The sequence below is a fragment of the Paenibacillus sp. E194 genome (genome assembly GCF_000935845.1).
Classification (GTDB): Bacteria; Bacillota; Bacilli; order Paenibacillales; family Paenibacillaceae; genus Paenibacillus_B; species Paenibacillus_B alvei_B.
Genome location: NZ_JMDX01000001.1, coordinates 54,842 through 81,505, shown reverse-complemented (window position 1 = coordinate 81,505; position 26,664 = coordinate 54,842). Strand labels below are relative to the sequence as shown.

The 26,664-nt window shown below is 46.6% G+C and carries 29 protein-coding genes; 17 read left to right on the top strand and 12 right to left on the bottom strand.

Features of this window, described 5'->3' with window-relative positions; genetic code table 11:
- Both AZ66_RS00375 and AZ66_RS00370 read left to right on the top strand, forming a co-directional pair.
- Positions 1 to 751: DUF6612 family protein (locus AZ66_RS00375; RefSeq protein WP_044353133.1), on the top strand; the 751-nt coding region annotated here is incomplete at its 5' end.
- Between the two features lie 180 nt (positions 752 to 931).
- The gene (locus AZ66_RS00370) at positions 932 to 1,309 is read left to right on the top strand and encodes a GntR family transcriptional regulator (protein WP_044353132.1); all 378 of its coding nucleotides are present in this window, start codon (positions 932 to 934) and stop codon (positions 1,307 to 1,309) included.
- Positions 1,310 to 1,462: 153 nt separating this feature from the next.
- Here the strand turns inward: AZ66_RS00370 and tadA are convergent, their stop codons facing one another.
- Positions 1,463 to 1,951 (bottom strand): tRNA adenosine(34) deaminase TadA, encoded by a 489-nt coding sequence (gene tadA / locus AZ66_RS00365; protein WP_021259789.1) that lies wholly within the window; start codon positions 1,949 to 1,951, stop codon positions 1,463 to 1,465.
- Between the two features lie 423 nt (positions 1,952 to 2,374).
- Between tadA and AZ66_RS00360 the strand changes: the two genes are divergently transcribed.
- Entirely contained in the window at positions 2,375 to 4,717 is a 2,343-nt protein-coding gene (locus AZ66_RS00360) for a PAS domain S-box protein (RefSeq protein ID WP_021259788.1), read from the top strand.
- Between the two features lie 95 nt (positions 4,718 to 4,812).
- Here AZ66_RS00360 and AZ66_RS00355 read toward each other — a convergent pair whose 3' ends face one another.
- Together AZ66_RS00355 and motA are read right to left on the bottom strand one after the other, a co-directional pair.
- The gene (locus AZ66_RS00355; protein WP_021259787.1) at positions 4,813 to 5,649 is read right to left on the bottom strand and encodes a flagellar motor protein MotB; all 837 of its coding nucleotides are present in this window, start codon (positions 5,647 to 5,649) and stop codon (positions 4,813 to 4,815) included.
- Positions 5,642 to 6,433: a flagellar motor stator protein MotA gene (gene motA, locus AZ66_RS00350; RefSeq protein WP_021253492.1), complete on the bottom strand. Its 792-nt coding sequence runs from the start codon at positions 6,431 to 6,433 to the stop codon at positions 5,642 to 5,644. Before motA ends, AZ66_RS00355 begins: the two co-directional genes overlap by 8 nt.
- Before the next feature lie 412 nt (positions 6,434 to 6,845).
- Here motA and AZ66_RS00345 point away from each other — a divergent pair, with 412 nt between their 5' ends.
- The 5 genes from AZ66_RS00345 (at position 6,846) to AZ66_RS00325 (ending at position 12,042) form a co-directional block, all read left to right on the top strand.
- Positions 6,846 to 7,970: a sulfonate ABC transporter substrate-binding protein gene (locus tag AZ66_RS00345; RefSeq protein WP_082061385.1), complete on the top strand. Its 1,125-nt coding sequence runs from the start codon at positions 6,846 to 6,848 to the stop codon at positions 7,968 to 7,970.
- Between the two features lie 16 nt (positions 7,971 to 7,986).
- Complete coding sequence (locus AZ66_RS00340; protein WP_021259785.1) at positions 7,987 to 8,976, top strand: ABC transporter permease subunit; 990 nt, start codon at positions 7,987 to 7,989, stop codon at positions 8,974 to 8,976.
- 105 nt (positions 8,977 to 9,081) lie between these two features.
- On the top strand, positions 9,082 to 9,894 hold the full coding sequence (locus AZ66_RS00335; protein ID WP_044353121.1) for an ATP-binding cassette domain-containing protein: 813 nt from the start codon (positions 9,082 to 9,084) through the stop codon (positions 9,892 to 9,894).
- A gap of 133 nt (positions 9,895 to 10,027) precedes the next feature.
- The gene (locus tag AZ66_RS00330) at positions 10,028 to 11,287 is read left to right on the top strand and encodes an acyl-CoA dehydrogenase family protein (protein WP_052648328.1); all 1,260 of its coding nucleotides are present in this window, start codon (positions 10,028 to 10,030) and stop codon (positions 11,285 to 11,287) included.
- A gap of 461 nt (positions 11,288 to 11,748) precedes the next feature.
- Positions 11,749 to 12,042, top strand: a complete 294-nt coding sequence (locus AZ66_RS00325; protein WP_021253487.1) for a hypothetical protein — start codon at positions 11,749 to 11,751, stop codon at positions 12,040 to 12,042.
- 87 nt (positions 12,043 to 12,129) lie between these two features.
- On the opposite strand, the gene AZ66_RS00320 is transcribed toward AZ66_RS00325, so the two are convergent.
- Complete coding sequence (locus AZ66_RS00320; RefSeq protein WP_044353128.1) at positions 12,130 to 12,651, bottom strand: GNAT family N-acetyltransferase; 522 nt, start codon at positions 12,649 to 12,651, stop codon at positions 12,130 to 12,132.
- A 210-nt stretch (positions 12,652 to 12,861) separates the two neighbouring features.
- Between AZ66_RS00320 and AZ66_RS00315 the strand changes: the two genes are divergently transcribed.
- The 3 genes from AZ66_RS00315 to AZ66_RS00305 all read left to right on the top strand — a co-directional run bounded on the left by AZ66_RS00315 (position 12,862) and on the right by AZ66_RS00305 (position 15,585).
- The gene (locus tag AZ66_RS00315) at positions 12,862 to 13,722 is read left to right on the top strand and encodes a sulfurtransferase (RefSeq protein ID WP_021259781.1); all 861 of its coding nucleotides are present in this window, start codon (positions 12,862 to 12,864) and stop codon (positions 13,720 to 13,722) included.
- Between the two features lie 320 nt (positions 13,723 to 14,042).
- Positions 14,043 to 14,615, top strand: coding sequence for a PadR family transcriptional regulator (locus AZ66_RS00310; protein ID WP_044353120.1), 573 nt, complete (start codon positions 14,043 to 14,045; stop codon positions 14,613 to 14,615).
- Positions 14,605 to 15,585: a BtrH N-terminal domain-containing protein gene (locus tag AZ66_RS00305; protein WP_044353119.1), complete on the top strand. Its 981-nt coding sequence runs from the start codon at positions 14,605 to 14,607 to the stop codon at positions 15,583 to 15,585. Before AZ66_RS00310 ends, AZ66_RS00305 begins: the two co-directional genes overlap by 11 nt.
- Before the next feature lie 201 nt (positions 15,586 to 15,786).
- On the opposite strand, the gene AZ66_RS00300 is transcribed toward AZ66_RS00305, so the two are convergent.
- The 3 genes from AZ66_RS00300 to AZ66_RS32290 form a co-directional block, all read right to left on the bottom strand.
- The gene (locus tag AZ66_RS00300) at positions 15,787 to 16,227 is read right to left on the bottom strand and encodes a VOC family protein (protein ID WP_021259778.1); all 441 of its coding nucleotides are present in this window, start codon (positions 16,225 to 16,227) and stop codon (positions 15,787 to 15,789) included.
- A gap of 71 nt (positions 16,228 to 16,298) precedes the next feature.
- Positions 16,299 to 16,898, bottom strand: a complete 600-nt coding sequence (locus tag AZ66_RS32295; RefSeq protein WP_231586675.1) for a sigma factor-like helix-turn-helix DNA-binding protein — start codon at positions 16,896 to 16,898, stop codon at positions 16,299 to 16,301.
- A gap of 28 nt (positions 16,899 to 16,926) precedes the next feature.
- A complete protein-coding gene (locus AZ66_RS32290) occupies positions 16,927 to 17,247 on the bottom strand; it encodes an RNA polymerase sigma factor (RefSeq protein ID WP_231586674.1) in 321 nt (106 codons plus the stop codon).
- 233 nt (positions 17,248 to 17,480) lie between these two features.
- Between AZ66_RS32290 and AZ66_RS00290 the strand changes: the two genes are divergently transcribed.
- Together AZ66_RS00290 and AZ66_RS00285 are read left to right on the top strand one after the other, a co-directional pair.
- Positions 17,481 to 18,071, top strand: coding sequence for a TetR/AcrR family transcriptional regulator (locus tag AZ66_RS00290; protein WP_044353118.1), 591 nt, complete (start codon positions 17,481 to 17,483; stop codon positions 18,069 to 18,071).
- Positions 18,072 to 18,164: 93 nt separating this feature from the next.
- Positions 18,165 to 19,271 carry an alpha/beta fold hydrolase gene (locus AZ66_RS00285; protein ID WP_052648327.1) on the top strand — a complete coding sequence of 369 codons (1,107 nt, stop codon included), beginning with the start codon at positions 18,165 to 18,167 and terminating at the stop codon, positions 19,269 to 19,271.
- A 233-nt stretch (positions 19,272 to 19,504) separates the two neighbouring features.
- Here AZ66_RS00285 and AZ66_RS00280 read toward each other — a convergent pair whose 3' ends face one another.
- The 4 genes from AZ66_RS00280 to AZ66_RS00270 all read right to left on the bottom strand — a co-directional run bounded on the left by AZ66_RS00280 (position 19,505) and on the right by AZ66_RS00270 (position 22,538).
- Positions 19,505 to 20,074, bottom strand: a complete 570-nt coding sequence (locus AZ66_RS00280; protein WP_044353117.1) for a hypothetical protein — start codon at positions 20,072 to 20,074, stop codon at positions 19,505 to 19,507.
- A gap of 541 nt (positions 20,075 to 20,615) precedes the next feature.
- Positions 20,616 to 21,032, bottom strand: coding sequence for a hypothetical protein (locus tag AZ66_RS29560; RefSeq protein ID WP_052648326.1), 417 nt, complete (start codon positions 21,030 to 21,032; stop codon positions 20,616 to 20,618).
- A gap of 13 nt (positions 21,033 to 21,045) precedes the next feature.
- A complete protein-coding gene (locus tag AZ66_RS29555; protein WP_052648325.1) occupies positions 21,046 to 21,522 on the bottom strand; it encodes a Gfo/Idh/MocA family protein in 477 nt (158 codons plus the stop codon).
- 89 nt (positions 21,523 to 21,611) lie between these two features.
- Entirely contained in the window at positions 21,612 to 22,538 is a 927-nt protein-coding gene (locus AZ66_RS00270; protein WP_021259773.1) for a phosphotransferase family protein, read from the bottom strand.
- A gap of 161 nt (positions 22,539 to 22,699) precedes the next feature.
- Here AZ66_RS00270 and AZ66_RS00265 point away from each other — a divergent pair, with 161 nt between their 5' ends.
- Complete coding sequence (locus AZ66_RS00265; RefSeq protein WP_044353116.1) at positions 22,700 to 23,116, top strand: NUDIX hydrolase; 417 nt, start codon at positions 22,700 to 22,702, stop codon at positions 23,114 to 23,116.
- A 106-nt stretch (positions 23,117 to 23,222) separates the two neighbouring features.
- Here the strand turns inward: AZ66_RS00265 and AZ66_RS00260 are convergent, their stop codons facing one another.
- Positions 23,223 to 23,660: a MarR family winged helix-turn-helix transcriptional regulator gene (locus AZ66_RS00260; protein ID WP_044353115.1), complete on the bottom strand. Its 438-nt coding sequence runs from the start codon at positions 23,658 to 23,660 to the stop codon at positions 23,223 to 23,225.
- Between the two features lie 124 nt (positions 23,661 to 23,784).
- On the opposite strand from AZ66_RS00260, the gene AZ66_RS00255 reads away from it, so the two are divergent.
- The 3 genes from AZ66_RS00255 (at position 23,785) to AZ66_RS00245 (ending at position 26,614) form a co-directional block, all read left to right on the top strand.
- Positions 23,785 to 24,372, top strand: a complete 588-nt coding sequence (locus AZ66_RS00255) for an NAD(P)H-dependent oxidoreductase (RefSeq protein ID WP_044353114.1) — start codon at positions 23,785 to 23,787, stop codon at positions 24,370 to 24,372.
- A 127-nt stretch (positions 24,373 to 24,499) separates the two neighbouring features.
- A complete protein-coding gene (locus tag AZ66_RS00250) occupies positions 24,500 to 25,930 on the top strand; it encodes an alpha/beta hydrolase family protein (protein ID WP_044353113.1) in 1,431 nt (476 codons plus the stop codon).
- A gap of 267 nt (positions 25,931 to 26,197) precedes the next feature.
- Positions 26,198 to 26,614, top strand: a complete 417-nt coding sequence (locus AZ66_RS00245; protein WP_082061383.1) for a GNAT family N-acetyltransferase — start codon at positions 26,198 to 26,200, stop codon at positions 26,612 to 26,614.
- Positions 26,615 to 26,664 lie beyond the last annotated feature (50 nt).

Below are 26,664 nucleotides of genomic sequence, written 5' to 3'. Positions count from 1 at the left end.
CGATATGGAAATGAAGTTCTCTCTCCCATTTACTATGGATGAAAATAAAATGTGGGTGAAAATCCCGAATATCCCGATGTTGGCTGGCCAAATTCCTGATGAATTGATTGGGAAGACAGTTGAACTGGACTTGAAGAAACTTGTTGAAGATTCAGGTCAAGAGATGCCATCCGTAAAAGATTTGAAGGCAATGCAGAATCTTTCGAATGATATGTTCAAGGCATTCCTTGGTAAGTTCGATGAGAAAACGTATTTCTCAACAGTAGAGAAAAAAGACGCTGGTCTTCCTGAAAATGTAGATGCAAAGCAAATTGTGAAGTTCAATGTTACCAATGAGAACTTAGAGCAATTCTTTACAACATTTGTTAAAGATGCGTTGCCTGCAATGGCTGATGTATTAGGCAAGGAAGAGTACAGTAAGCTGTTTAAATTGGAAAAAGACCAAGTTGAGAAAATGAAGCAAGAAATGAAAACAGATGACAGCGAACTGAAAAAGGGTATCGAAGAAATGAAGAAGTCGCTGAAGATTAACGAACTGAGCGTCACTACTGCGATCAACAAAGATCAATACCCTGCATATCAAGTAGTTGTAGCCAACTTGGATACAACTGGCGACGATGGAGTGAAATCGAAGATTGCCGCTCGCGTTACGACTGAGTTGAGCAAGATTAACGAGAAGGTTGAATTCAAGCCAGTACCATCCGATGTTCTGACAATGGAACAATTGCAGCAAATGTTCGGTGGATATTAAGATATAGTCATTAGCAGACCGCCGCTCCTAGAGAGTGGCGGTCTTTTATTATGCGCGGAATAGTTAGAAGAAGAGGAGGTGATGCAAAAGGGATCTAATATGGGCAAGACATGACTTGACGCTTCATTCTGTAATGTATATGGTTTACATATACAATATATAAGGTGTGTGGCCACAATGATTCACATTCGTATCGAATCATCGACTGACGAGCCGATATACGAGCAGATTGCAAGACAAATACGAACTGGTATATTCAGTGGTGATTTTAAGCCTGGAGATGCACTCCCTTCTATACGCCAACTGGCTAAGGATTTGCAAATTAGTGTCATTACAACGAAGAGTGCTTATGAGGAACTGGAGCGGGAAGGGTTTATTGACAGCATGGTTGGCAAAGGATCCTTCATCTCGGGTGCAAATCCGCAGCTGATACGTGAGCAGCGCCTGCATCAGATGGAGATGATGATCGAAGAAGCGGTGAAGGACGCTAAGGCACTGAACGTATCCTTATCTGAATTAATGGAGCATATTCGATTGGTCTATGAGGAGAGTAATTGAAGGAGAGGGAGACAACAAAAAGAATTGTTAGAAAGGACATATAATCGTGAGCAATAGGAGCTTTATCAACCGTGCAGATTCCATTCTAGAACGGAAGCAGTGAAGCCGCATTGTTCAACTTCGTTGATCCTGCGGCTTCTTTATGCTTATTGATTAAGCTTTGCCGCGCAGACGGCGGAAGAATTGCGTTAACATTGATGCACATTCTTCTTGCAGCACTCCCTCAATGACTTCTGCACGATGGTTGAAACGGGGCTCTTGAAGCAGGTTCATTAGTGTGCCTGCGCAGCCTGCCTTCGGGTCGGTCGTGCCGTATACAACGGTAGGCACTCGGGATTGAACGATTGCCCCGGCACACATCGGGCAAGGCTCCAAAGTAACATATAAAGTGCAATCAAGCAGCCGCCAAGCTTGAAGATGTTCACTCGCCTCACGAATCGCAATCATCTCGGCATGTGCAGTAGAGTCAAGCGATGTCTCTCGCAAATTGTAGCCGCGTCCAATAATCTCATTCTGATGGACGACAATAGCGCCAATGGGAACCTCTCCAATTGCCTCGGCCTTGAGGGCCTCTGCAATGGCCCTACGCATCCAGTATTCGTGCTGGTTGATTTGTTCAGGTTCAATCGATTGTATTTCCAACTTCAACTTCCTTTCTCGTATCCCTGCCTTATGGATCTAAGCGATCTTGCATTAGACGCAAATATGTGTAAAAGTTTAGTCGTTATTCATCGAACAAATATTCGTTGTTAACAGTGTGTGTATAAAATTGTGGATAACTATATGGGTGTACACAGTATTATACACATCTTATCCAAAACTGTTCACATCATGTGTATAACCTGTTGATAACCACATGTTATACACATGAAGCAAGGGTCCGAACTTAATCGATATTATTATACCTTCTTCCAACAATAATCGCCAAAACCATGGACAAATCGCCCTATATTACGATATGATTCGAAGAGATACTCCAATGAAATCCAACATTTGTCAGGATATCCGACATTATCTCCGTATGTTTACTCTGATACTGATGGATAGGCCTGATAGAGGTGAAGCATGAGACTTTCCATCAAAGCGAAATTATCTATTTCTATAGCTTGTATCGTGTTTGTCGTCCTTCTGCTTCATATGATCCTCACTTACAACATAACCAAGGATAAGCTTGTTGAGGAAATTCAGCAGCGAATGAATGCGATTGCTCAGCAGATCAACGTGTCCGTACAGCAATCCCGCATGGCGGCGAATTCATTCGAAGAGCAGTTGGCAGAGAAGCTGCACATTGCGTCTATGTATGCTGCGGATAAGCTCCCACCTCGAATTGACAGTATAACGAACGAGCAACTGCAGCAAATAAGCGCGGATATTGGAATATCCCACATTTCCCTCTTGCACAAGACGCCGAACGGTGACGATATCACGATTAATCGTTCCTCTGATCCGAAGGAAATCGGCATGTCGACGAGACAGTGGGGGTATTGGTATCAAGCTTTCAATCAATTATTTGAGGATAAGCAAGTATGGATTACGGAAGGGCAGAAGCGCAAGTATTTTTGGTCAGGTCCATTTGATGTGTCTTCATCCAACCCTGAACATCTTGATAAATGGGGATATTATTACGATGGCAAGCGGGATTATATAATTAATCCGTTTATTCGCGATGATAAGGTTGAAACCTTCTTCGAACTGACGAAGCCGAATATCTTAATCGAGCAGACATTGAGTGCTCAATCCAATATTGTGGAAATCGCAGCTCTTAATATTAACAATTTTAAAGATGAACCCACAGTCAAAGTTCGCAGCGATGGTGTACAAGTGGTTGACGAGAGCAAGAGCCGTGTCTTATACGGTGAATACACCTTGAATCATGAGCGTGATGAAGAATATATTCGAAATGCGCTGGAGCGGAGAAAGCCACTGTTCTATGAAAGTGATTTTGGCAGTAGAACCATCATTAAAGGGTTCATTCCGATCATCGGGGCGACTTCCTATGTATTGAACATATCCATGGATGCAAGGGCGGTCGTAGAGGCGCTGCATGACCAGTTGATGCGCAATGTCGCGGTAGGCATTGTGCTATTGGAGATTGTTCTTATCGGAAGCTATATGCTATCCGGCATATTGATACGTCCACTTCAATCGATATTGAACAAAATCAATATGATTTCGGTAGGCCATTTCAATACGCAATTGAATATTGATCGTAAGGATGAGCTTGGGATATTGGCTCAGCGAATTAATACGATGGCGCGGAATTTGGATGCTTCGACAGAGCGGCTGCGCATGTCGTATTTGGAGAACCGTGCCATGAAAGAGCATCTGGAGTCATTCATTAACCAATCGAATGATGCTATTCATGTGACCGATCTGAAGGGACAAATCGAGCGGGTGAACCAAGCGTTCGTTGATATGTTTGGCTGGACTTCGGAAGAGGTGCTAGGCAAGCAACTATGTAATATTCCAGAGGACAAAGTGGAGGAAGAGTACCAAATTCATGAAGCACAGCGTCATGGCGAATATGTGAGCAACTGGGAGACGACGCGTCTGACGAAGGACGGGCGAATTCTGGACGTTAGTGTCAGTACCTCACCAATGTACAACGAGGGCGGGGATTGCATCGCTTGGGCAAGCATTACGCGAGATATGACCAGCCGCAAGCGGATGGAAGAGCTGTTGCGACGTTCTGAGAAGCTGACGACGGTCGGTCAATTGGCAGCAGGTGTTGCGCATGAGATTCGCAATCCACTAACGACATTGAAGGGATTCCTACAGCTGCAGCAGCGTACAAGAGCTCTGAATGACAATCACATGGATATGATGCTGGCGGAGCTGGAGCGCATCAACTTAATTGTAAGCGAGTTCCTCGTATTAGCTAAGCCACAGGCAATTCAGTTTCAACCGAAAGATGTACGCCGAATTGTTACGGACGTCGTCACTTTATTGGACAGTCAAGCGAAGTTGAATGATGTGTATTTCGCAACCCAGTTCGATGAGTTCGTGCCCTTAGTGAACTGTGAAGAGAACCAGTTGAAGCAGGTATTCATCAATGTGATGAAGAATGCAATGGAAGCGATGCCGGAAGGCGGCATGGTCGAAATCGCTGTGCAATCACGGTACAAGGGGCAGGTCGTCGTGGTGATTCGGGATCATGGCATCGGTATACCAGCGGAGCACTTGTCGCAGCTAGGTGATCCATTCTTCACGAGCAAGGAATGTGGAACAGGTCTTGGACTGATGGTGAGTCAACGAATTATTCACAATCATCGGGGATTGATAGACATTGCAAGTGAGCAGAACTGTGGAACAGAGGTAACCATCTCGCTACCCGCCATTGGGATGGAGGACGCTGGTGGCGGAGATGATGCTGCGTCACAGCCAGCGCTAACCGCAATCTCCTCATAAGGACTATAATAGTAAGGGGTGCCTTGATCAGTGACATTGACGTCCAGATCAGGGCACCCCTATTTGCATCCTGCTGTTATCTTATCATTCACCGATCAATTTTGATCGGGCAATTCATTTGCGTTCGCAGCAGCATTATTTTTGTCTGTATACTTGCGAAGAATAGATACCTCTACTCGGCGATTCTTCGCTTGGCCTTCGGCACTATCATTGTCGGCTACAGGGTGGTACTCACCCATCCCAACTGCCTGGAATTGCTTAGGATCGATTTCAGAATGCTCGAGGACAACCTTCATGAAGCTGAGTGCCCGTGCCGAGCTCAAGTCCCAGTTGGAATCGAACCGGCTGTTGCGGATAGGGCGATTGTCTGTATGCCCACTAATGACGACGGAGAAGCCTTGATACTGCTTCATCATGTCGCCGACAGTAGCCGCCAGCTGTTTGGAATCTGGTTTTAAGTTCGCTTTACCGGAATCGAAGAGTGCGCTGTCTTTGATCGTAATCTTCAATTCAGAGTGATTGAGCTTCGTGTTCAACTGATCCGTTAAGCCATTGTTGGCGATATACTGGTTCATCTTGTTCTGAAGCTGTTCAAGCTGCTGCTGCTCCTGCTTGGCATGCAGCATATACTCATCTCGTTCACGGTTGCGAGATTTCGTGTAATTATTAGGCGTCGCATCGACCATACTGGATTTTGACCCATCTGATCGAATGACTGCTGACTCATTTAAGATTCCAGCCCCCCCACCGCCAGAGTTCAGCGCTGCGCTGAAGGCTTGGCTCATTTGCTCAAACTTCTTCGCGTCAACGGCTTGCATGGCGTACAACACAATGAAAAGGGCGAGCAGCAGTGTCAATATATCGGCATAAGGAATGAGCCATGTCTCATCGGTATGCTCTTCCTTCGGCGGGGTACGCAGTTTCTTACTCAACGCTTGCCCCCTCCTTAGTACTCATGAGAGAACGCTCTTGTGGAGTCAAGAAGACAGAGAGCTTCTGATTAATTGCAATCGTGGATACACCCGATTGAATGGACAAGAGCCCTTCAACCATCATGAGACGGATTTCAATTTCGCTGTGCGACAAGCGCTTCAGCTTATTGGCAATTGGATGCCACAGCACATAACCAGAGAAAATACCCATCAGAGTAGCAACGAAGGCTGCAGCAATCGCTTTAGCCAGATGTTCCATCTCAGACATTTGCGATAAGGCAGCAATCAGACCGATAACGGCACCTAATACCCCCAGCGTTGGAGCATACATGCCGGCTTGGGAGAAAATAAGAGCGCCAGAATGGTGTCTTTCCTCAGTTGCGTGAATGTCTTCCATGAGCACGTCACGAACGAAGTCCTGATCATTACCATCGATAATCATCCGCATTCCGTTGCGGAGGAATTCGTCTTCAATTTCGTCAATGCGCGTTTCCAAGGCAAGCAAGCCTTCGCGACGTGTAATCGACGCCCACTCCATGAAGAGCGAGATCAATTCGACACGGTCAACTAAATCTTGCTTCTTGAAGAGAAGGCCGATTAGCTTCGGAAATTTCTTCAGTTCCTTCATCGGAAAGGCAATGAACAGGGAACCCGCAGTACCAACGAAAATAATCATAATGGCTGCTGGGTTGGCGAGATTGGAGATAGGCGCGCCCTTAAAGTACATCCCTAGCGTGACGGCAGCAAGGCCGAGCACGAGACCAATGATCGTAGATTTTTCCATAATTCCATACACACCTCATCCATGAGTATAATGGTGCTTCCTGCGTGCGTATTCGACAGCGTGAGCCGAAATACGTGAAAAAAAGATGCAATATTCTTTTTATCGGCAAAAGAGGCCATTTTATTTAATGAACGATATATCTCTAGTTCAAATGATGGAGGAAAAATAGGATTGACAGGAAAGAGGCGTGCGGAATAAAATGTCTTCTAAATACTTAGTAAGTTAATCGGATTATGTGGTCATTGGGAGTGGAAGGAGGTAGTCTACCTCCGCGAGCGCTCGGTATTGCGGGGAAGAGATGGTGTGTGGTTAATGATATGGCCTGTTATGTTTGTGTCAAACATCATTGAAGTGATATTCGTCGAGAGGGAACTGTTGCTTGCTGAATTCCATTGTGAAATGGGGACTTACGATGTCTAAAACCCAATTATATGCATTGGATAACTTGGTTAGGGAGATTAAAGTGACGTCATCTGAATATCATGCGAATGGGCATCCTCGCTTGCGAGCAATCAAATTTCTTATTTCATGGTTCTGCCTGATGGCGATACTGGCAGGATGCACTTCGGGTGGAGCTGGGACAGCAGGCAGCAATGAAGCCGAAGCCAATGGTTCTGCCAGCGATAAGGGGAAATCTCGTCAAGTGATTCGCATCGGCTATCAGAAGGGCAACACGCTGAACGTACTCAAGGTGAACGGCAATCTGGAGAAGCGGCTGAAGGCAGATGGCTATGATGTCGAGTGGAAGGTATTTGCTGGAGGGAACTTCTTGCTTGAGGCATTGAGCAGCGGCAGCATTGACTTCGGGCATGCAGCGGATGGCTCTGGTGTCTTCGCTCAAGCGGGCAATAAACCATTTGTGTATGTTGGTAATGATCTTCCGAATCCTGAAGGGATTGGCATCGTGGTGCATCCGGAGTCAGGAATCAAGTCGATTGCCGACTTGAAGGGGAAGAAGCTCGCAGTGGCCAAGGGAGGCAATCATCACTACTTGGCAGTGCTGGCGATAGAGAGAGCGGGACTGAAATTGGTGGATATCCAATTCGTATACGTCAAGGATGCCTCTGAAGGGCGAGCTGTATTTGAGACGAAGCAGGTGGATGCACTTGGTTCCTGGGATCCCTTTTTTGCAGCAGTACAGACGGATTTGAAGCCGCTGACGCTCACGGATGGCCAAGGTTACTCACCGAATCGTACTTTCTATTATGCGAATGAACACTTTGCCAAGGAGAAACCTGAACTAATCCGTACCATACTTGAGGAGATCCAAGTGTCTGATGAGTGGGCGAACTCACACAAGGACGAAGTGATTAGGCTATTGTCGGAAACACAGGGAATTGACAAAGAGGCTATCGAACTCGCCGTTAAGCGCCGTACGTACGGAGTGGAACTGTTCAATTCTACTATTATCGACGCACAGCAGCACCTGGCGGATACGTATTATCGGATTGGATTGATACCGAGTCCGATCAAGGTGGCGGAACGTATGCCACTGGATACACCGTGGGCTGCGAAAGGCCCTATTACGAGCATGTGATGAGGAGGGATTCACAATGCGCACGACAGATGCGGCTTCACCCATCAATCCGGCCAATCGAGATGTAGAACCTTTAGGGACGAATATTGTTGACACCGATTCAGCTCGGTCAGTGGGGTCAACAAGACATGAACAGTCTCCACATACCGATCGTTCAATATCTCCTGATGTGCGGGGCACAGCGGATACGAAGCGGGTGAGCCACTTGGATGGAGCGGATCAGCGGCGTGGAGGGAGATGGGGGAGCAAGCTCGCCTCTGCCAGTGTGCCATGGCTGCTGCCCCTCTTATTCCTTGCGCTCTGGCAATGGGCAGCCTCGTCAGCGATCGTGTCGGCACAGCTGCTGCCCACACCCATGGAAGTGCTGAGTACCTTATGGGAGCTGACCTTAAATGGAATACTTGCCTATCATATTGGTGTTAGTTTACAGCGGGCACTTATAGGCTTCCTCATTGGCGGGGGGATCGGCTTTCTATTTGGCGTACTTAGCGGCAGGTACTTGGCTTTCTATCGATTGTTCGATACATCGATACAGATGCTGCGCAATATTCCTCATTTGGCACTTGTCCCACTCGTGATCATTTGGCTGGGTATTGATGAAGGGGCTAAGATCTTCCTCGTCTCTCTAGGCGTCATGTTCCCGATTTATGTGAATACGTACCATGGCATTCGCAGCGTTGATCCGGGCGTTGTGGAAATGGCGAAAGTGTATGGGCTGCGATCTGGCTCATTATTCCGGCATATTATACTACCCGGTGCACTGCCATCTATATTTGTCGGCTTGCGGTATGCGCTTGGCGTAATGTGGTTGACGTTAATCGTCGCAGAGACGATCGCTACGGATGCTGGTGTAGGTTATTTGGCGCTCAATGCACGAGAGTTCATGCAGACGGATATCATTATTCTGAGCATCATGCTGTATGCGGCATTCGGCAAAGCAGCCGATGTGATTGCGAAGCTGTTGGAGCGCAAGTTGCTTCGTTGGAATGCAGAGCAACGAACGTGAGGTTGAACGAAGCAGCCTCGCCTGCAGTATGTATCGGAAGTAAGGCTGATGATATTCATTAGGTGCGGAGCATGCTTGAATGTGAGAGAAGGAGGCGTTTGAGAAATGGGAGGATATCAAGCCATGCGCCCGTTAGCGCATACAAGATGGCCGCTCCAAGCGAATGAGGCCGCACCTGATCAAGCTGCTGCAGTAGGTGCGGAGATTAGGATTAGTGGGGTCAGCAAATCTTTTGGAGAACATCAGATTCTTGATCATATCGATGTAACAATTCCGGAGGGGCAGTTCGTTGCAGTTGTTGGTCGCAGTGGCTGTGGAAAGAGTACGCTGCTTCGTCTTCTGGCAGGGCTGGAGACAGTGACGGAGGGCGAACTACTGATTGATGGTGAGCCAATCCATGGCATTCAGGGCAGCACTACGGTGATGTTCCAAGAGTGCAGGCTCATTCCGTGGAAGACGGTGATCGATAATGTTGGAATTGGCTTGCAGGGGGATTGGAAAGGAAGAGCGGAGCAAGCGCTGCAGCAGGTTGGACTCGACAGTCGCCAGAACGATTGGCCTAGCACTCTCTCTGGCGGGCAGAAGCAGCGTGTAGCGCTGGCAAGAGCGCTGGTAAGGAAGCCAAGGCTGTTGCTGCTAGATGAACCGCTCAGTGCACTTGATGCGTTGACGAAGCTGGAGATGCAGCAGTTGATTGCCTCCCTCTGGGGAACCCAGCGTTTTACAACTCTGCTTGTTACGCATGATGTGAATGAGGCTGTACGGCTTGCAGATCGTATTGTGCTTATTGACCAGGGGCAGATTGCGCTGGATGTTGTCAATCCGTGCGCAAGACCGCGACAGGTAACCGATCAGGAGTTTGGAGCATTGGAGCGGCGAGTATTGGAACGGATTTTTAAAGATAGCACAGCTGTCTAGTTTTTTAGTAGCTGTCTAGTAAGACTCGGATGGAAATTTGCCTTTCCTTATTTCCTTTTTCTGTTTGCATTGCATGTTTTCTGGCAATTGCTTATGAGGGGGATAGAGATAAGGTGACGGAGGGGGAACAAGTGTGGCACAAGGTGCAGGACATACGCTAAGAGAACGGGGAGATGAACAAAATGGTGTGGAAACGGAGCAACAGCATCTCCAGAAGCAGACGGTGGTTCCGGATTGCAAAGTAAAGCGTGGTTTGCTGCAGGTGGAACAAATTGTGAAGCATATGCATGAGGATGCAGCAGAGCTGGATGCGAAGCACGGGCTGCCTGCGCATCATGTAGCGAAGCTGAAGGAAATCGGCTATCCAGCTTGGAATGTGCCGGAAGAGTATGGCGGTCAGGCCATGCCGCTTACCGCATGGCTGAAGGCTCAGGAGCTGCTGGCTCAGGCGAGTCCTTCTGTAGCGCTTGGTATGGGATGGCATATGAGTATTGTGCATGAGCTGGCAGAGCGCCGAACTTGGCCGGAGGCAACCTTTGCAGACGTATGCAGCCGCATTGCTCTTGAGGGAGGGCTGTTGAATCGTGCCGTCATGGAGGTGGGGGGAGGCAGTCCTTCCCGCGGAGGCAAGATACGCACAACAGCCAAGCCAATCCCTGGTGGTGGTTATGTGGTGGACGGACGCAAGACGTTCACAACCTTCGCGCCGCTGCTGGAATGGTTTATTGTAACGGCAACACTTGAGGACAGTGAGGAAGTCATTGAACTGCTTATCCCACACGACAGTCCGGGTGTGTCGATTGAATGGACATGGAATATGGCGGGTATGCGGGGAACAGCAAGTCATGATCTTGTGCTGGAACAGGTGAGAGTATCAAAGGATGCGTTCCTGAATAAGCATAATCAACGTGACCGTTCGCTGCTGAACCCTTATTTGCTTCATATCCCTGCTTGCTACCTAGGTATCGCAACAGCTGCCCGTGACGAGGCGATTGCCTTCGCTACCTCGTATACGCCTCCGTCGTTGTCAGAGCCTATTGTGAGTACGCCGAACGTGGAGCGGCATTTAGGCGAGATAGAGCTGGAATGGATTGCAGCCAGAAGAATGCTATATAGCGTTGCGAAGTCATGGGAATCGGGTGGAACTGAGAGAGCGGAATTGCGAGCTGCCGACCTTGCGGCTGCAAAGGTATTCGTCGTGCAGGCTGCACAATCGATTGTCGATAAGGCGATGCGAATCGTCGGTGCACATAGCCTTCGATTGGATCATCCGCTGCAGCGGATGTACCGCGATGTACGATTCGGGCTTCATAATCCCCCAATGGAGGATGTCGCGCTGACACAGCTTGCGCGCGTATCGGTTCAACAATGGCAAACGAGAAATCAATCTTAGCTGAATAGTTGGATAGATCACGGTATGAACGTGAACGGTGAGGGCTTTTTGAGCAAGGAAAGGTGATTGCCAATTGAGATATGCACCAGTATCGGAAGGAGCAGATCGAAAAGGTCTGCTCCTTGTTCTGTTGCTGATGGGGGGAGGAGGGATATGTTCACACAGTCAGAATTGCTAAGACAGGGATACCTGGATACGCCATACGTCCTCAATTAGGCCAGCAGTGGGAGCTTCCGCATACCGCTCTGACAGCGGAAGAACTGATTGAAGCAGTAGCCAGTTCGTGGGGGAATAATTAAGTTTCAACGATATTCTTTCTTTCCAAGTCTGGATCTTAATGAAATAACAAGAGCGCGCTTATTCTGTAAAGATGGGTGCGCTTGGTGCAATCGCTATTCGAGTGAGCGGGTATTCTATGCTACAATACGGAAGACATAGATGATTCGAGAGGGGCAGCGTAGATGGGCGTTTCATTCGGGAGACCATATGAAGATATTTTGAAAGAATTGACGAACGCAATAGGACTGATTCCGGACGGGTATACGTTTTTCGAAATGACCGAAGAAGACTGGGCTGAGCTTGGACAAGCTGAACGCCAAGAAGTGTTGGAAGCGCTCGCAGATGATGTGTTCTATGGGCTGGGAGAGGATCGGCTGTTGTTCATCGGAAGCGGCAGCGTACAGTACGATCCCCAGTTCCACAACATCGAGATTGTGGTGGAGAGCGATACGGTGGCCACGATTTCTCTAATCTAAAATTTCGCAAAAAAACGAAGAGCTGCCCGTACCGGGCAGCTCTTATTGTTCATAGGTGAAAGAATGCATAAGCATCATATTGGTAGACTACTCTACTAGATGCGCTTCGGGCTGATACACCATGCAGTGGAATTCCCCCATGCCTTCTGGTATAGGCCGTTCATACGTATCTGTAATGAGGAATCCGGCTGTTTGATAGGCGCGAATTGCGCGATGGTTCCAGGTAAGTACCTCTAGGTCGATTTCATCCTCTGGGTGGCGGCGTACGGCATCACTCACGATGGCTTGTACGAACGCAGCCCCCTTTCCATGACCAAGCAGATCAGGGCGCATGCCTAATCCGATGCGCGTAACTCCTACCAGCGGAAAATACTGCGCGAAGCCGATAAGTTCCTCTTTCCGGTTCTTGACGGATACATATTGCTTACGGCGAATGTCGGGATCACCCATCTCAATGCCCAGCGCCTTCATCTGTTCCCAAGGAAGGAATCCATATAGCTGATACGGTGGTTCGTATTTCCAGGTGCAGATGTCCTGCGCCTCTTCCTCGGTCATGGGGTGAACGTGAAATAATGGTTCTGGCTGTGCAGGATGGTGATGGCCGGACATCGAATGATTATGATTAGGTGATGATGATGGATCATGAGGCGAACTCATTGGTCTGTTCTCCTCCTTCGCGGCGATACAAGACGTTATCGCGTGGATTTTCTCCCATTGTGACATGGGAAGGGGAGTTTGGCAAACGGGTGTCTTACGATTTGAACGACAATGGCAGGATTACATAAGCAAAGTACAAATGGATTCGGGAGGTATAGGGACATGCAGGAGTATACGGTAATTGTATCATTGGAAGAAGCAGCGAAGTTGATTGAAGAAGGGCAAGCGGCAGTAGCGGACTGCCGGTTTTGGCTAACAGAGCCGGAGCGTGGACAGGCAGCGTATGAGGAGGGACACCTTCCGGGGGCCGTATATTTTGACTTGGATCGGGACTTGTCATCACCACGCGGGGCACATGGCGGACGTCACCCATTGCCAGAGGTTGGCGAATTGGCACAGAAGCTTGGAGCAAGCGGGATTGACCGTACTACAACGGTAATTGCCTATGATGATCAAGGTGGAGCCATGGCAAGCCGCCTGTGGTGGCTTCTGCAATACTTTGGACATAAAGGCCATGTTTATGTAATGGACGGTGGCTACAGTAAGTGGTTGGAAGCGGGACACTCTGTGTCGGCAGAAGTCCCTGAAATTGCAACACGCAGCTATGAACCACAGGTTCGTCCGGAGCTTGTTCTACATGTTGATGATATTCGGGAGCGACTCGGAAGACCGGGTGTCGTCATGATTGACTCTCGTGAGGCTGACCGCTATGCGGGACGCATTGAACCTATTGATGCGAAGGCAGGGCATATCCCAGGCGCGGTGAACCACTTCTGGCGCAATCACCTCGATGAAGCAGGACAGTGGCTGCCTGTACAAGCACAGCGCGAGCAGTGGGAGCCGGTCGTGCAGGGTGCGGAAGAAGTGATTGTCTATTGTGGATCGGGTGTAACGGCTTGCCCGAACCTCTTGTCCTTGTGGCAATCAGGAATTAAGGGTGCGAAGCTGTATGCAGGAAGCTGGAGCGATTGGAGTTCTTACGCGGACAATCCGGTGGCGACAGGGGAAGAAGAAAAGGCGTAAGGCTGCGTTCGGACGCGGGTTTGGGGGCTGTGACAGGTGGTGAGCAAGTGACCTGTTTCGGCCCTCTTTGGCGTTCTCGTTCAACTGCTTGCAAACAAGAAGCCGGAGAAAACAGTTGCAGCAGGCCCAGAGCAAGCCACGGTTCAACAATTGAGACAGGTTACTGTTGAAAAGCTCGTCCAGCATATCCATCCACAAACGTGCGCGGTGTCTTTGGCTTGGGAGCAAGAGTCCGACCTTCATGCTAGGGTAGCTCTTCTTGATTTTATATTTCATTAGCGTTATATTACATGTATGTAATATAAAAAAGGAGATAAACAATGAATTCTCTTTCCAACGTGGAATTTATGTTGCTGCAAATTATTGCGGAATCCAAACAAGCGTCGGGGTACCAAATCAATAAGTTAATAGAGCTTAGAGGCTACAGGGAATGGGCGAATATAGGTACTACTTCTATTTACGTCGGATTGAAGAAACTGAAAGACAAACGACTGATCCGATCCGAAGAATCCGTCCATAAGTCTGGCAAAGGACCAGTGCCGTCTACGTATGTCATGATGGAAGCGGGGATAGAAACATTAAGGAATGAAATCATCGTAAGCCTAGCTTCTACGCGGGAGCGAGATAACCGTTTCGATCTCGGACTCGCGGCTCTCCCTTTTATAGGGGAAAATGAAGCCGTGGAAGCTTTGCGGAAACGGCAGAACTTTCTAGAGGAGACATTGAGGAACTTAGCTCAGAAATATGAATCGCAAGGCGGCTATCGATCGCCATTGCACGTTAGGGCTCTTTTCCTTCACCCGATAAGTCTCATCGAGACTGAAAAGACATTTGTCTCAAATTTGATCAGTGAACTAACAGGGGAACTGGAGGGACATACCCATGTTGATTGAAGGTTTTGCTCTTTTTCAGGGAGAACACTGCGAGACGACAGCGATGGGTAATCTCCTCCAACATAAAGGTGTTCGATTATCGGAGCCGATGTTATTCGGTATAGGGCAAGGTTTGGGATTCATTTATTGGGATTCGAAGGGAATAGACTTTCCTTTTATCGGGGGTAGAGTAAAGCCTGATGAACTGTCTGCTTGCATTGCATCCCGGCTCAATTTGAATATCAGGGTGCAAGAAACCTCGTCTGTTACAAAAGCATGGCAGAACGTGCGAAGCTGCATAGACCGTGGAATTCCTGTGGGACTTAAATTAGATTCGTATTATTTAGATTACTTTACGAACAAAATACACTTTGCAGCCCACTATGCGGTGATATATGGCATGGATGACGAATATGCCTATATGGCAGACACAAGCCAACAAGGCGGACTCGTGACAACGCGATTGTCGAATTTGACTATGGCAAGAAACGCAAAGGGGCCCATGAGCTCCAGGAATCGCTCCTTTACGATCGAGCAAACGGATACCCTTCCGCCGCTTGCACCCGCCATACGATCATCCCTTATCAACAATGCTCATGCCTATTTGAATCCACCTATCCGCAATATGGGCAATAAAGGAATCAAAAAAATGAGCAGTGAAATCCTGAATTGGCCTTCTAGAAGCAAGGATTTAGAGAAAGATCTGTGTTTGACCGCTTTATTGATGGAAAGAGCGGGGACCGGCGGCGCCTTGTTTCGAAACCTGTATAGAGATTTTCTAAAAGAATGCGTGGATTTGTTCGGTGATTCTAAATTAGAGCAGGCATACTCTCTGTTTACGGAAATCGCGCCGATGTGGAACGGTGTCTCGGCATCGATTGATAATGCGGGAAGAACCGGAAATCAACAGGAGCTAAGACTTGCATCCGAGCTTCTAGTCGACATTGCGGAGAAAGAGCGATTAGCCATGGAGTTTGTATTGACAATTTAACTTTATAATTGGTTTCGCAACTCAACTCGTTTTCAATCGACATTGGGGTAGACGCAAGTCGTATTGTAGAAAATAAACATTTTGTTCGTTATAAGTAACCGACCACGTTGAATAAAGCGAAAAGGCCGAAACTCCACACAAAGGGGATTCGGCCTTTATTGACGATACAAGAATTAATAAGTTTCCTTATGAGTGGACAGTTTATTTTGCGTCCTGCCAAACATTGAATTTGTTTCCGTCCAGATCTTTGAATTTGAATTGCAAACCACAACTTCCTTGGTCACTTATCGGTTCGACGTAGACGCCGCTTTCGCGAAGTCGTTTATGGACCTCTACGATATTCTCAACCTCAAATGTCAGAGAGAACATTTCATATTGGTCGCCTTCCCATTGATCCGTCATGAAGTTTGCTGTTCTCGTCTCTTTCGTTTCCAGCAGGAACAACCATTGCCCGTTACCGAGCACAAGGATGGCTCCTTCAGCAGGCCCACGGGGCCTTACTGTAAGACCTAATGTCTCTTTGTACCACTTGGAGGCAAGTTCCACGTTAGATACGGGTAAGTAGTTGTGAGAGACTCTCTTTAACATCGGTGTTTGTGTTGTCTGTTGCTCCTCAGTTTTGGTTGCTTCTTTTTCGCCCATAAAAGCCCCACCTCTCCTCATAATTCGCATTTCTATATATAGACGATCCGACTTTGTCAAAGCCGTCGTACTCAAGCTCTATTTCTTCGCCTATGTTCAACCGCATGATACGAGTTGCCGTCAGGGTCATAAAAAATGAAGTGTTTGCCGATAAAAGGGTTCGTATTGATCGACTGCAACTTGACTTCGTCATGTTGCAGCTTATGCCATAGTCCCTCTATATCGGATACCTCGAAGGCCAATAAGGGAAAATCACTTGGTAGATGGGTATGGCATTCCAGTAAATACAATTCATGTCCAGACTCTACTAATAGATTGCCGTGTCTGCTGATTCCCAGTTGAAAATGCTGGACGAACCAATCTAATACCCGCTCTCGATGAAGTACGGGAATGTAGAAATGACCTGCGCTTCTTAATATTCGTTCCGAGACTTTCTGTTCGAATCCCCGATCTAGGCGCTGCATTCGGAAATAAAACTCAAATTCGCCGGTGAGCTGACGCCTTAGCGTTGCTCTGGCCCGCCGAATACGGCTTTCTACGGCGGACAAGGAAATATTCAGGAACTGACCAATTTCCTTCATTGTCCATTCGCTTAAGTAGTGCAGCATGATGGCCATTTTACTTGTTTGCTCTAAATTTTGCATGGCATTCCAAATCGATTCTTGCGTCATATGCTGATCTAACCATGTATCAACATTATTAATAGAGGGGGAAATCGCATCTTCGTAAGGCAAGATTTGTTTTTCTTTTTACGAAATCGAGACTTGTTCGATAAACGATGGCATATAACCAACTGCTCAATTTTGAAGGATCATCTAGGGTATGTAGTCGACGATAGCATTTCATAAAAGCCTCTTGCGTTGCATCCTGCGCTTCATGAAAGTCCCCAATGATGCTGAAGGCAACGGATAACATAGCGTTAGAATATTGAAGCACGATCTGGCGAAAGGCATCAAAATTGCCATTTTTGGCCTCGATTATGATTGTATGAATATCGATCCCCTGCTTATCTTGATCCATGCCAATCCCCACTTATATTGAGACTACACATTCCCATGTAGACCGTTTCCACCAAATATATCATGGAAATATTGGGAAAAGTAATTGGTCTGTATTTTTTACGAATTGAGGTTAAGCGCGGGATTTTAAAGACTATAAAAGAAGTTACTAAATACATTGTAATATTTAGGGAAGTGGTTTAATATTTTATTGACCGAATAATAAATTTATAGTCATTAAAAAGGAGGGGGATTATGCCTAAGATTGTCACCGAGCATGAAAAACAAATGGTAAGGGAAGCGATGTATACAAAAGGGATCGAGCTGATTCGCAAAAAGGGGATAAAGCGGGTGACGGTGGAGGACATCACCACAGCGACCAACATCGGTAAAGGATCCTTTTATTCCTACTACCATTCCAAAGAAGAACTCCTTTATGCAATTGTCAAACAGAACGAGAGTCGAATGTTTGAGAGAGTAGAGTCCATTCTATCTGAAAAAATAAATGTGAAAGAGAAGATCGTAAAGGCATTGAAGGAGATTTATCTGGCATCGGATAGTATTGTTCACTACGTGTCTCCATCGGATTTTGAGTATCTGCTTCGCAAGCTTCCGGATGAGGTGTCCGGCTGGGAGGCCTTGAAATCAAACGACTATTTTAGCAGGACACTATCGCTTTGCGGCATTGATGAATCAGAATGCGAGATGGATGTGCTAGCTTATTTAATGAATGCACTCCATTATGTCGGTTCGGCAGATATAACTTTTGGTGAGCGGGGTAAAGAGAAGGCCCTAGATATACTCGTGCATTCTATTGCTGATTACATGGCCGGGGAAGCCAGGTAATGAGAGAATTCGAAAAGACTGTAGACCGTCATATGGGATTGTCCACAATGGTTTCGAGCAGAGGCAAGGTCATATCGATTATCGGAGGCAGCTATGATCATATTATTGAGCGTTATTTTAGGCGGACTGCTTATCATGTTAGGAACGGCTTGCTTGGTTCTGCTTGTCCAGTACAAGAAAAAGAAGAAGGCCAATCAAATTCGGATTGCTCCCACGAGCAATGGCATTGATTGTAGGGAGTTCGTAACGATCGGCGGAATTTCGCAATATTTGCATCACCGGGGCGAGGACGTTGACAATCCTGTGATGTTATTTTTGCACGGTGGACCGGGGGAGCCGATACTGCCGTTTGCCCAAGAGTTTCAGATCCCATGGGAGAAGCACGTTACGGTTGTGCACTGGGATCAAAGGAACTGTGGCAAAACCTATTTTAACAATGATCCGAAACAAGTCACGCCAACAACCACAGTTGACCGTATCGTTCAGGACACTTATGAAATTGTACAGTATTTAAAGAATAAGTACCGCAAAGAAAAGATTATCATTTTGGGACATTCATGGGGATCGGTGCTGGGCAGCCTATTCACTAAAAAATGCCCTGAGCTTGTACAGGCTTATATCGGTGTCGGGCAGGTTATCAATATGTTTGATAATGAACGTGTCGGTTACGAAAAAGTACTGGAGTCGGCGAAAGAAGCGGGCAACGAAAGTGATCTTCGAGCTCTACTTCGTCTGAAGCCTTACCCTCCAATCACATTTGATGGCGAAATGATCAGGAAGCTTAAAAAGGTTCGCAAATTTCAAAGCAAATATAATTTAGCGGCCGGTCCAACAATGGAACTAATCGGCAATGCGTTATGTTCACCATTTTATACATTGAAGGATATGCGCTATTTCTTTATCTCTGGGGCATTTGGAGATGGACAACGTCATATTTGGAAGTATCTAATGGAGTCGTTCGATTTGGCGTCGATGGGTGCTGCATTCGAAGTCCCTGTTTTTTATATACATGGCGAGCGGGACTGGCAGACTCCCTATCCGCTGGCACGGGAATTCTTTTCAACTATCAAGGCGCCGCTCAAGCAATTTTACTCCATCCCAGAAGCGGGGCATATTGTCATGCTTGAACAAAGGGAGAAGTTCAACGAGGCGTTATTTGATATTTTGGAGCGAGTGAATAGTATGATGACGACGAAGTAAGTCAAAATTACATTTCGGGAAAGATGGGTGTAACCGGCATACGAAGCAGCGGTGAAGTATATAGCTCCACCGCTAAACGTATTGCTGCCGCGCTGCCGAGGGCAGCTCGCTATGATAGACATGACAAATCTCGCCTCATGTGTAAGGCCGTCTCGCACCTTATTCAGGTGTAGGGGAATCGGCCAGAGCGTTATATTGGATAGACGCTCTGGTCAATAGGGCTGCTGGATCGATTAGGCGTTGTTGGATACCGTAGCGTCGGCAACCTCTTCTTGCTTTTCTTCTTTTCTTCTCCAACCCATAATGGCCGGCCCTAGCAGTATGATCCCGAACTTAGCGACTTGGAAGACTACTCCGGCTGGGGACGACTCATCATCGCCGACAGTTCTTCCAGTCTTGGTCGTAATCTCGCCACTCGTCAGGTTGATCGTGTACCCGACAATGCCTTTGTATCCGGTCATTTCCATCAAGTATTTATCCAGAAATTCATTCACTGCACTTTTAATCTCCGCATCGCTACCAGTGAGGATGCCCGTCTTTGTCAGATCGGCCTGGAGATCTTTTTTCATTAACTCCATTCCGGTGAACAGATTAGCAGCAATGGCTACAATGCCGAGCAGGACACCGAGCGAGATCACGGTGCTTTTCTTTTTGGATACCCATAGTATAAGCAGATACAGCAATCCAGCTAAAATTAACGGGTATACCGGGACAAGATCTGACCATTGGTTAGTTACCCAGGCATAAGCGCCTCCAGCCACAATACTTGCGACCAGGGCGACGATTACTTTGACAGCATTCACTTCTCATGACCCCATTTCATATCTTTTCTTTTTTAAAAGCCATTCTGCTACCCTAGTTCCGCATACAAAGGTATGCCATCTTTCGATTTCCCCGATTTTCGTTCACGAGAGATGGAGCTGCCATGGAGGATAAATTGTTCAATATCTACATCGTCTATCGGCAGTCATAAGATAATATATTATAGTCGGCGATTGAAATGAAGCCATTTCCTACCACATTTACCTTTGGGGTCCATTTTCATAGCAGTTCAGATAAATTCTTTTCAACATCAGGTTCATAGATGGGTATTATTTCCATTATTGGATTGAAAATGGGGTGGTCTTTAAGTTGCGGTAGGCAGCGGAAAGAGCCATGTTCATATCTCTTACATAACATGTAGTTGTCGAGACTACACACGAGTAAGGTGGATGTGAAATGGCTCAATACAGATTTGCTACTGCTTCGTATAGTATGTCTTTAACCTAAGGGGCCAACGGGTTCCCTGTTGTCACTCAATATATAAGCCCATGCGGCAGTCGATGATACAGGTACAAAGGCGAATCATAATATCTCTAACTGTTGCGTGATATCTTCACAGATGCGATGAGTCAGCAGTGACTTCGCTCCGCTGGATAGCAACTCGTCTCCACTCTTCACACAGCTGATGAAATGATCGATCATATCAACAAACCCGCGGCGATAGAGAACGGGAGCCCAATCCCCGAATGTGGACTGCTGTTCGGTGTTGTTTACATACGTTGTCGTATGAACGCAATTATGGACGACGATTTTCTGCTGACATCCCATGACTTCCAGTCGTTCTTCCGTTATTCCCGTTTGTCGGTTCATCATTGCGAGCCCGGTTGTCTTCTTGCCCATCAAGTTAAGGACTAAGTAATGCAATAAGCCATTTTCGACCTTGCCGTTAACCATGATTGTCTCTGGTTCGCCTACATAATACAGCAGCGTGTCTACCACGTGGATGAAATCATCAAAAAACCGTCTGCCGGATTGGCGACAGGGGGCCGGTTCGATTCTTTTGCATGAAGGCAGTTTCAATTGCCGAAATGGTATCTTTTGCGCATTTGTACATCGGCATGAACCGACGGTTAAATCCGACCATGAGCTGCACGTTATGCTGTTGAGCCAAAGAAACGATTTCTTCCGATTCATGCAATGTATAGGCGATGGGCTTGTCTACGAATACATGAATTCCTGCAGTGATAAGCTGACGCAACATATCTACATGCGATTCCGTTGAAGTATGTACGAAAGCGGCATCGATGTTAGAAGAGATCAATTCCTGCACGGTAGAGAATCGGTTGCGAATACGATATTGCCGACCAACTTCATCGACCACTTCTTGATTGCGGCTGGCAATGGACAGTTCAATATCCGATCGAGTTCCTAGTACAGGCAAGTATGCTTTGCGTGCGATATCACCGATACCGATCATGCCGATTTTCATGTTGGTTCCCCCTTCATATCCATAGATTGCGTTTATTCCATATGATTGAGTACAGTATAGCCTGAGACACAGGTTTCAGGCTATATGTTTTAGACTAAGCGCCCAGGAGGCTGCTCTATTCTATTCATGAGCAGTTCTAGCTCATCCATCAAATCCGGAATCCACGCATCTGAACCTGGGATTGTATCGGTTCCGCCATAGACAAGCCATTTCAGCGTTTTTACAAGCCAGCATACCCCGCCGACGTTCACTTGCCATTCAAGCTGATCCATCGAACAATTCTGCTCCATTGCGCTATGGAAGGCGGACAATATCTCTTCCCTAGGGACATGACTATATTCTCGAGCTTCATCAATTAGACAATGCAAGTCGCCTAAATGGGGACTTAGATACGAAATCGACCAGTCAATCGGCATAATCTGTGTCCCCTGAATGAGCAAGTTCTTCGCATGATAATCATGGTGCACGAGTGTAAGGGGCTGAGTGCGATACAGTCTTTCCAGCTGTTGCGGCAATATGTCCTGCAGTTTGCCGAGGGCAGGATGGCCAGCTAGACGAGGCGAGTGAAGGAGATCCTTCGCAAGCGCCAGGAAATCGGCAGCTGTCTCGGTGCATTGATGAATGAGACTGCTCGGAATATTCTGCTTGATATGCATTGCAGCTGTATTTCGGATTCTAGCTAACGTTCTTGCAGCTTCCAGAAAGAGCGCTGAGCTGGGAAGCTGCTCCAAATTGTACTGCCCGGCATCCTCCATAATCATGACCGCACTACGTTCCGATTCATAATATTCAAAAATGCGAGGGGCTGATATGTGCAAAGGTTTCACGAGGCGACGGTAATTGGCGGCTTCTTGAGCCATTTCTTTGCCGCCCCATTTCAATATGCGAGTTTCACCTGTACGTAAAGTGATGCGATACACTTCGGATAGCGCCCACTTTCGTAAGAGTGCCCACTCTGTTACTTCAGTTAGCAAAGGGATTCTGTTGGTATAGGCAGATAGACGTTCTGGAATCATGTACTTCCTCCTGAATGATTGGGTTCATCTTACAGAGGAGAATTTTACACGAAAACCCAAAAAATATAGACTTATAATGACCGGTTTGCTATGATGTTGAATAGGGTCTCGATACTTATCGAGATCCATTTTTTGTTAATTGTGAATCGGGAGATGAAGAGATGCAGGGCTATAATGTCATCATGGTTTACAATAAAGAACTCGACAAATTATTGATGTGCAAACGATTAAAAGAACCGTACAAAGGACTAAGTAATCTAGTTGGCGGTAAAATAGAGGCTGGCGAAGCAGGAATCGAAAGTGCTTATCGAAAGCTGGCGGAAGAAACGAGCATTTCCAAAGGGGATATCACGCTGCACCACCTGATGGACTTCACGTACCACTATCAAAAATGTTATGTGGAAGTCTATGTGGGCAAGTTGAAACATGACGTGGCGATTCATGGCGATGAGAATGAATTGTACTGGTCGGATCTGACCCACGATTTCTTCGACATGACCTTGTATGCAGGAGAAGGCAATATCGGTCATATGATCGAGCAGGTGAATATGTACAAGGATACGATTTTAGGTGATTGAAAAGGAAAAGACGAAGGCAGACACTACATGGGCGTGTTCCTTCGTCTTTTTCTATACTAGAAACCAAGTTTGTATTTGCTCCTTTTCACAAAAGCTGCGCTGTGGCTTACCTCTTTACATCGAACACATGGGATTGGAGAATCTCTAATGCCCGCTGTATGTCCTTCAAGTCTTCTTCTGAGGAATTCTTAATTCGCTCGAAGAAACGCTCGCTAATCCGCCCAAAGGCCTCATCCATCATGGCTTGTCCAGCTTCCGAGAGTTGGATCATCTGCTTGCGTCGATCATCCGTGGACTCTAGTTTTTCACATAGGTGCTTTTCCGTTATTTTCTTCAGTTCTCGGCTCGTATTGGGCATAGACATGTGCATGCAATCGCTAATTTGGCTTAAGGTAACAGGTTGGCTGACTGCGATATATTCCAAAATACGATATTGAACGGGTGTAATATCCTCTGGCTTAATGTCCCTCGTTAATTCATGCGTAACTTCATGCACGGAGGTTGTAAAGCTCACGAATTGATGAAACAGAGCTTTCTTGTCCACAAAAATCACCTCTTACCTGAACAGGATAACAAATCAATTATCAATATACAATTATCATTTGACAACTATATGAGTGAGGTGCTATCTTTTTATTATCAAATGATAACTAAATGGTGGTGGGAAGATGAAGGTGTTAATCGTATATACGCATCCGAATCATAGCAGTTTGAGCTACGCCTTTTTACAACAAGTCATACAAGGATCCAAAGAGAATAAGTACGTGGAAGAAATTCAGGTTCTTGATTTATATGAAGAGGACTTCGATCCAGTACTTGTGTTCCACAAGACGAAGCGGAGGAGAGATATGCACCTCGATCCGACCCTGGAGAAGTATCGTGAGCAGATACGTTGGGCGGATAAGTTGGTGTTTGTGTATCCGATCTGGTGGCTGCGTCCGCCTGCGATGCTGCTTGGCTACATTGATCGGTTATTTGCTTCTGACTTCGCCTATCGAGACAATGGAGGCTTGCTGCCTGAAGGGCTGCTGAAAGGGAAATCGGTTGTTTGTATATCTACAATGAAGGGCCCTGCCCTGTATCCATTTTTCTTTTATCGCAATGTACATAAAGTGTTGATGAAAAGGGCTTTGTTTCAGTATGTAGGTATCAAAAAAGTGAAGTTCTTTGAATTCGGGAATATGGAAAGTTCGAAGGGTAAACATGACAGAAAATTAAATAGTATTCACCATTATTTCAAATTTATGTATCATTAAGTGCCCGAGCAGAGTTCATTTTGTTAAGGATGACGAATAAATTAATAAGTTTAGAATGTCTCCTTACAGACGGATCTAATGTTGAAATTCACCGCTGTAAGCCATAAATGGGGAGGGTTCAATTCTTATGAGATCGTTTGAACTGTGGTCAGTCGTTATTAATATGTTGTTGCTTGGTTGGCTGCTATTTGCAAGGAACAAGACAAAGCAGATGCTATTCATTAGTTTCTGCACATCTGCCATATTCGTGCTGCTGCATGGACTTATCGAAGGACTGCGTTGGCAGATGGTTCCGGTCTATGTGATAACGTTTCTGCCGATCTGTAACCTTGCAGCACGATATCTGTTCAGATCGAAGGAAGAGAAGTCCTTAGTTCAGCAAATTCTCGTGGCTATCCTGGCAGTGCTGTATTCCCTTATTACTGTGTTTCTGCCTCTCTTGTTCCCGGTGTTCACATTCGAAGAACCTACAGGTCCTTATAAGATTGGGACAGTAACGTATGATTGGAAGGATGAGCGGCGTGAAGAAACACTTACCCCAGCAAAGGGCGACAAGCGCGAACTGATGGTGCAAATTTGGTATCCAGCTAGTTCGAGTGCACAGGGGAAAACTGCACCTTATGTACCTAATCCAGATGTGTTCGTAAATGCGTACAGCCAAACTTTCGATATGCCTAAAATGTTTTTTACAAGCATGAAATTCGTCAAGACACATGCGATCGAAAATGCTGAGATATCCGGTAAAGAAGCTGCTTATCCAGTACTTTTGTTTTCTCACGGAACGGGTGGGCACAAGAGCCATAACACCTTCCAGATCGAACAATTGGTCAGTTATGGGTATATCGTTGTAGGTATCGATCACACGTATGATAGCATTGCATCTGTGTTCGATGATGGCCGTGTTGCAAATTTTATTCCCCAGGATGTGTCAGTCAAGCACTTGGATGAATACAACAAGCTATGGGTGGAGGATGCCAAATTTGTGCTCAATCAAGTGGATAAGCTGGCGCAGGGCGATCCAGACCGCCGTTTTACAGGAAGAATGGATATGGAGAACGTAGGTATGTTCGGCCATTCCTTCGGTGGAGCAACCAGCGTTCAAATGTTAATGTCAGACGCTAGAATTAAGGCAGCAATTAATTTGGACGGCGGCTTATTTGGCGAGCTCCGAATTCCGGAGGGCGGGGTGAAGAAGCCGTTGTTGATGATGAGTGCGGATAGGACGCTTGCCGGTGCAGATCAAATAGCAGTTATTAAGGGCACGGCGAGAAAAGCGTTATACAAGTACTTCGGTGACATATTTGAACGATATAAGCGAGTTGCAGCGGGCGGGAACCACTGGATGAAAATTAAAAATATGGACCACCTAGCTTTCTGTGACTTCTATCTAATATCGCCTCTACTTGAAAAGGCAGAAGGGGTAAATTTACGCCCTGCACATCGCCTCATTAACGAATATTCGCTTGATTTTTTTAACCATTACTTAAAAGGAAAGCCATTCGAGAAAATGGAACAAAATCTTGGTGACAACCCGGAATTTTCGCTGGAGAGAGGCTAAGATTGTCAAGGCAGTACGTATAAAAACAAGATCATGAAGAGGCGGTTCCCGTAATGGGTGCTCCCTTAGATAAGCGATGTTGTTCACATCCCACTGTAAGGATGAGATATCAAAGACCTTACGTTGCATCAATTTACCAAAAACGCAAGGGCGTGATATAATCCATGACTAGGGAAGGAATGAGAACGATGTAGTTGTCGAGAAGAATACGGTTGAACCGCGCTCAAGATCTCCCCCCTCGTATGAGGGAATAAGTGAACATCACATATTGAGGGGGAGCGAATATGGACGGATCAGCGGGCAGCTGCAGTGCTGGAAGGTGATCAATTTCGGTTTGCCATTGAGACGATTGCGGGTGAAATGGTGGGCGGAATGAACACGCATGGCGTAGATAAGCGGAATGGGACGTTCAAGTACGGCGTATCGATCTTCCGAGAACATTGGCGTAAGGGCTATGCATCGGATGCGATCCAGGTATTGCTTCGCTACTATTTCGAAGAGCTGCGCTATCATAAGGTGATTGCACATGTATATGCGTACAACGAGGCATCAATTGCGCTGCACGAGCGCATAGGGTTCCAGCAGGAAGGAAGACTGAGAGATATGGTCTTTACGAAGGGGAAGTATCATGATGAACTCATTTTTGGCTTAGTGCGCAGTGAATACGATGCGATGCAGGAATGAACTTGACCACTGAATAGATGCGATTCAAGATAAATAGGAAAGCCATAGAA

What these genes read in the sequence shown, in the direction of transcription:
- AZ66_RS00360 (WP_021259788.1), top strand. Translation starts at nt 2,375, where the DNA reads ATGAGACTTTCCATCAAAGCGAAATTATCTATTTCTATAGCTTGTATC.
- motA (WP_021253492.1), bottom strand. Translation starts at nt 6,433, where the DNA reads ATGGAAAAATCTACGATCATTGGTCTCGTGCTCGGCCTTGCTGCCGTC.
- AZ66_RS00345 (WP_082061385.1), top strand. Translation starts at nt 6,846, where the DNA reads ATGTCTAAAACCCAATTATATGCATTGGATAACTTGGTTAGGGAGATT.
- AZ66_RS00340 (WP_021259785.1), top strand. Translation starts at nt 7,987, where the DNA reads ATGCGCACGACAGATGCGGCTTCACCCATCAATCCGGCCAATCGAGAT.
- AZ66_RS00335 (WP_044353121.1), top strand. Translation starts at nt 9,082, where the DNA reads ATGGGAGGATATCAAGCCATGCGCCCGTTAGCGCATACAAGATGGCCG.
- AZ66_RS00325 (WP_021253487.1), top strand. Translation starts at nt 11,749, where the DNA reads ATGGGCGTTTCATTCGGGAGACCATATGAAGATATTTTGAAAGAATTG.
- AZ66_RS00320 (WP_044353128.1), bottom strand. Translation starts at nt 12,651, where the DNA reads ATGTCCGGCCATCACCATCCTGCACAGCCAGAACCATTATTTCACGTT.
- AZ66_RS00315 (WP_021259781.1), top strand. Translation starts at nt 12,862, where the DNA reads ATGCAGGAGTATACGGTAATTGTATCATTGGAAGAAGCAGCGAAGTTG.
- AZ66_RS00310 (WP_044353120.1), top strand. Translation starts at nt 14,043, where the DNA reads ATGAATTCTCTTTCCAACGTGGAATTTATGTTGCTGCAAATTATTGCG.
- AZ66_RS00305 (WP_044353119.1), top strand. Translation starts at nt 14,605, where the DNA reads ATGTTGATTGAAGGTTTTGCTCTTTTTCAGGGAGAACACTGCGAGACG.
- AZ66_RS00300 (WP_021259778.1), bottom strand. Translation starts at nt 16,227, where the DNA reads ATGGGCGAAAAAGAAGCAACCAAAACTGAGGAGCAACAGACAACACAA.
- AZ66_RS32295 (WP_231586675.1), bottom strand. Translation starts at nt 16,898, where the DNA reads ATGACGCAAGAATCGATTTGGAATGCCATGCAAAATTTAGAGCAAACA.
- AZ66_RS32290 (WP_231586674.1), bottom strand. Translation starts at nt 17,247, where the DNA reads ATGGATCAAGATAAGCAGGGGATCGATATTCATACAATCATAATCGAG.
- AZ66_RS00290 (WP_044353118.1), top strand. Translation starts at nt 17,481, where the DNA reads ATGCCTAAGATTGTCACCGAGCATGAAAAACAAATGGTAAGGGAAGCG.
- AZ66_RS00285 (WP_052648327.1), top strand. Translation starts at nt 18,165, where the DNA reads ATGATCATATTATTGAGCGTTATTTTAGGCGGACTGCTTATCATGTTA.
- AZ66_RS29555 (WP_052648325.1), bottom strand. Translation starts at nt 21,522, where the DNA reads ATGAAAATCGGCATGATCGGTATCGGTGATATCGCACGCAAAGCATAC.
- AZ66_RS00270 (WP_021259773.1), bottom strand. Translation starts at nt 22,538, where the DNA reads ATGATTCCAGAACGTCTATCTGCCTATACCAACAGAATCCCTTTGCTA.
- AZ66_RS00265 (WP_044353116.1), top strand. Translation starts at nt 22,700, where the DNA reads ATGCAGGGCTATAATGTCATCATGGTTTACAATAAAGAACTCGACAAA.
- AZ66_RS00255 (WP_044353114.1), top strand. Translation starts at nt 23,785, where the DNA reads ATGAAGGTGTTAATCGTATATACGCATCCGAATCATAGCAGTTTGAGC.
- AZ66_RS00250 (WP_044353113.1), top strand. Translation starts at nt 24,500, where the DNA reads ATGAGATCGTTTGAACTGTGGTCAGTCGTTATTAATATGTTGTTGCTT.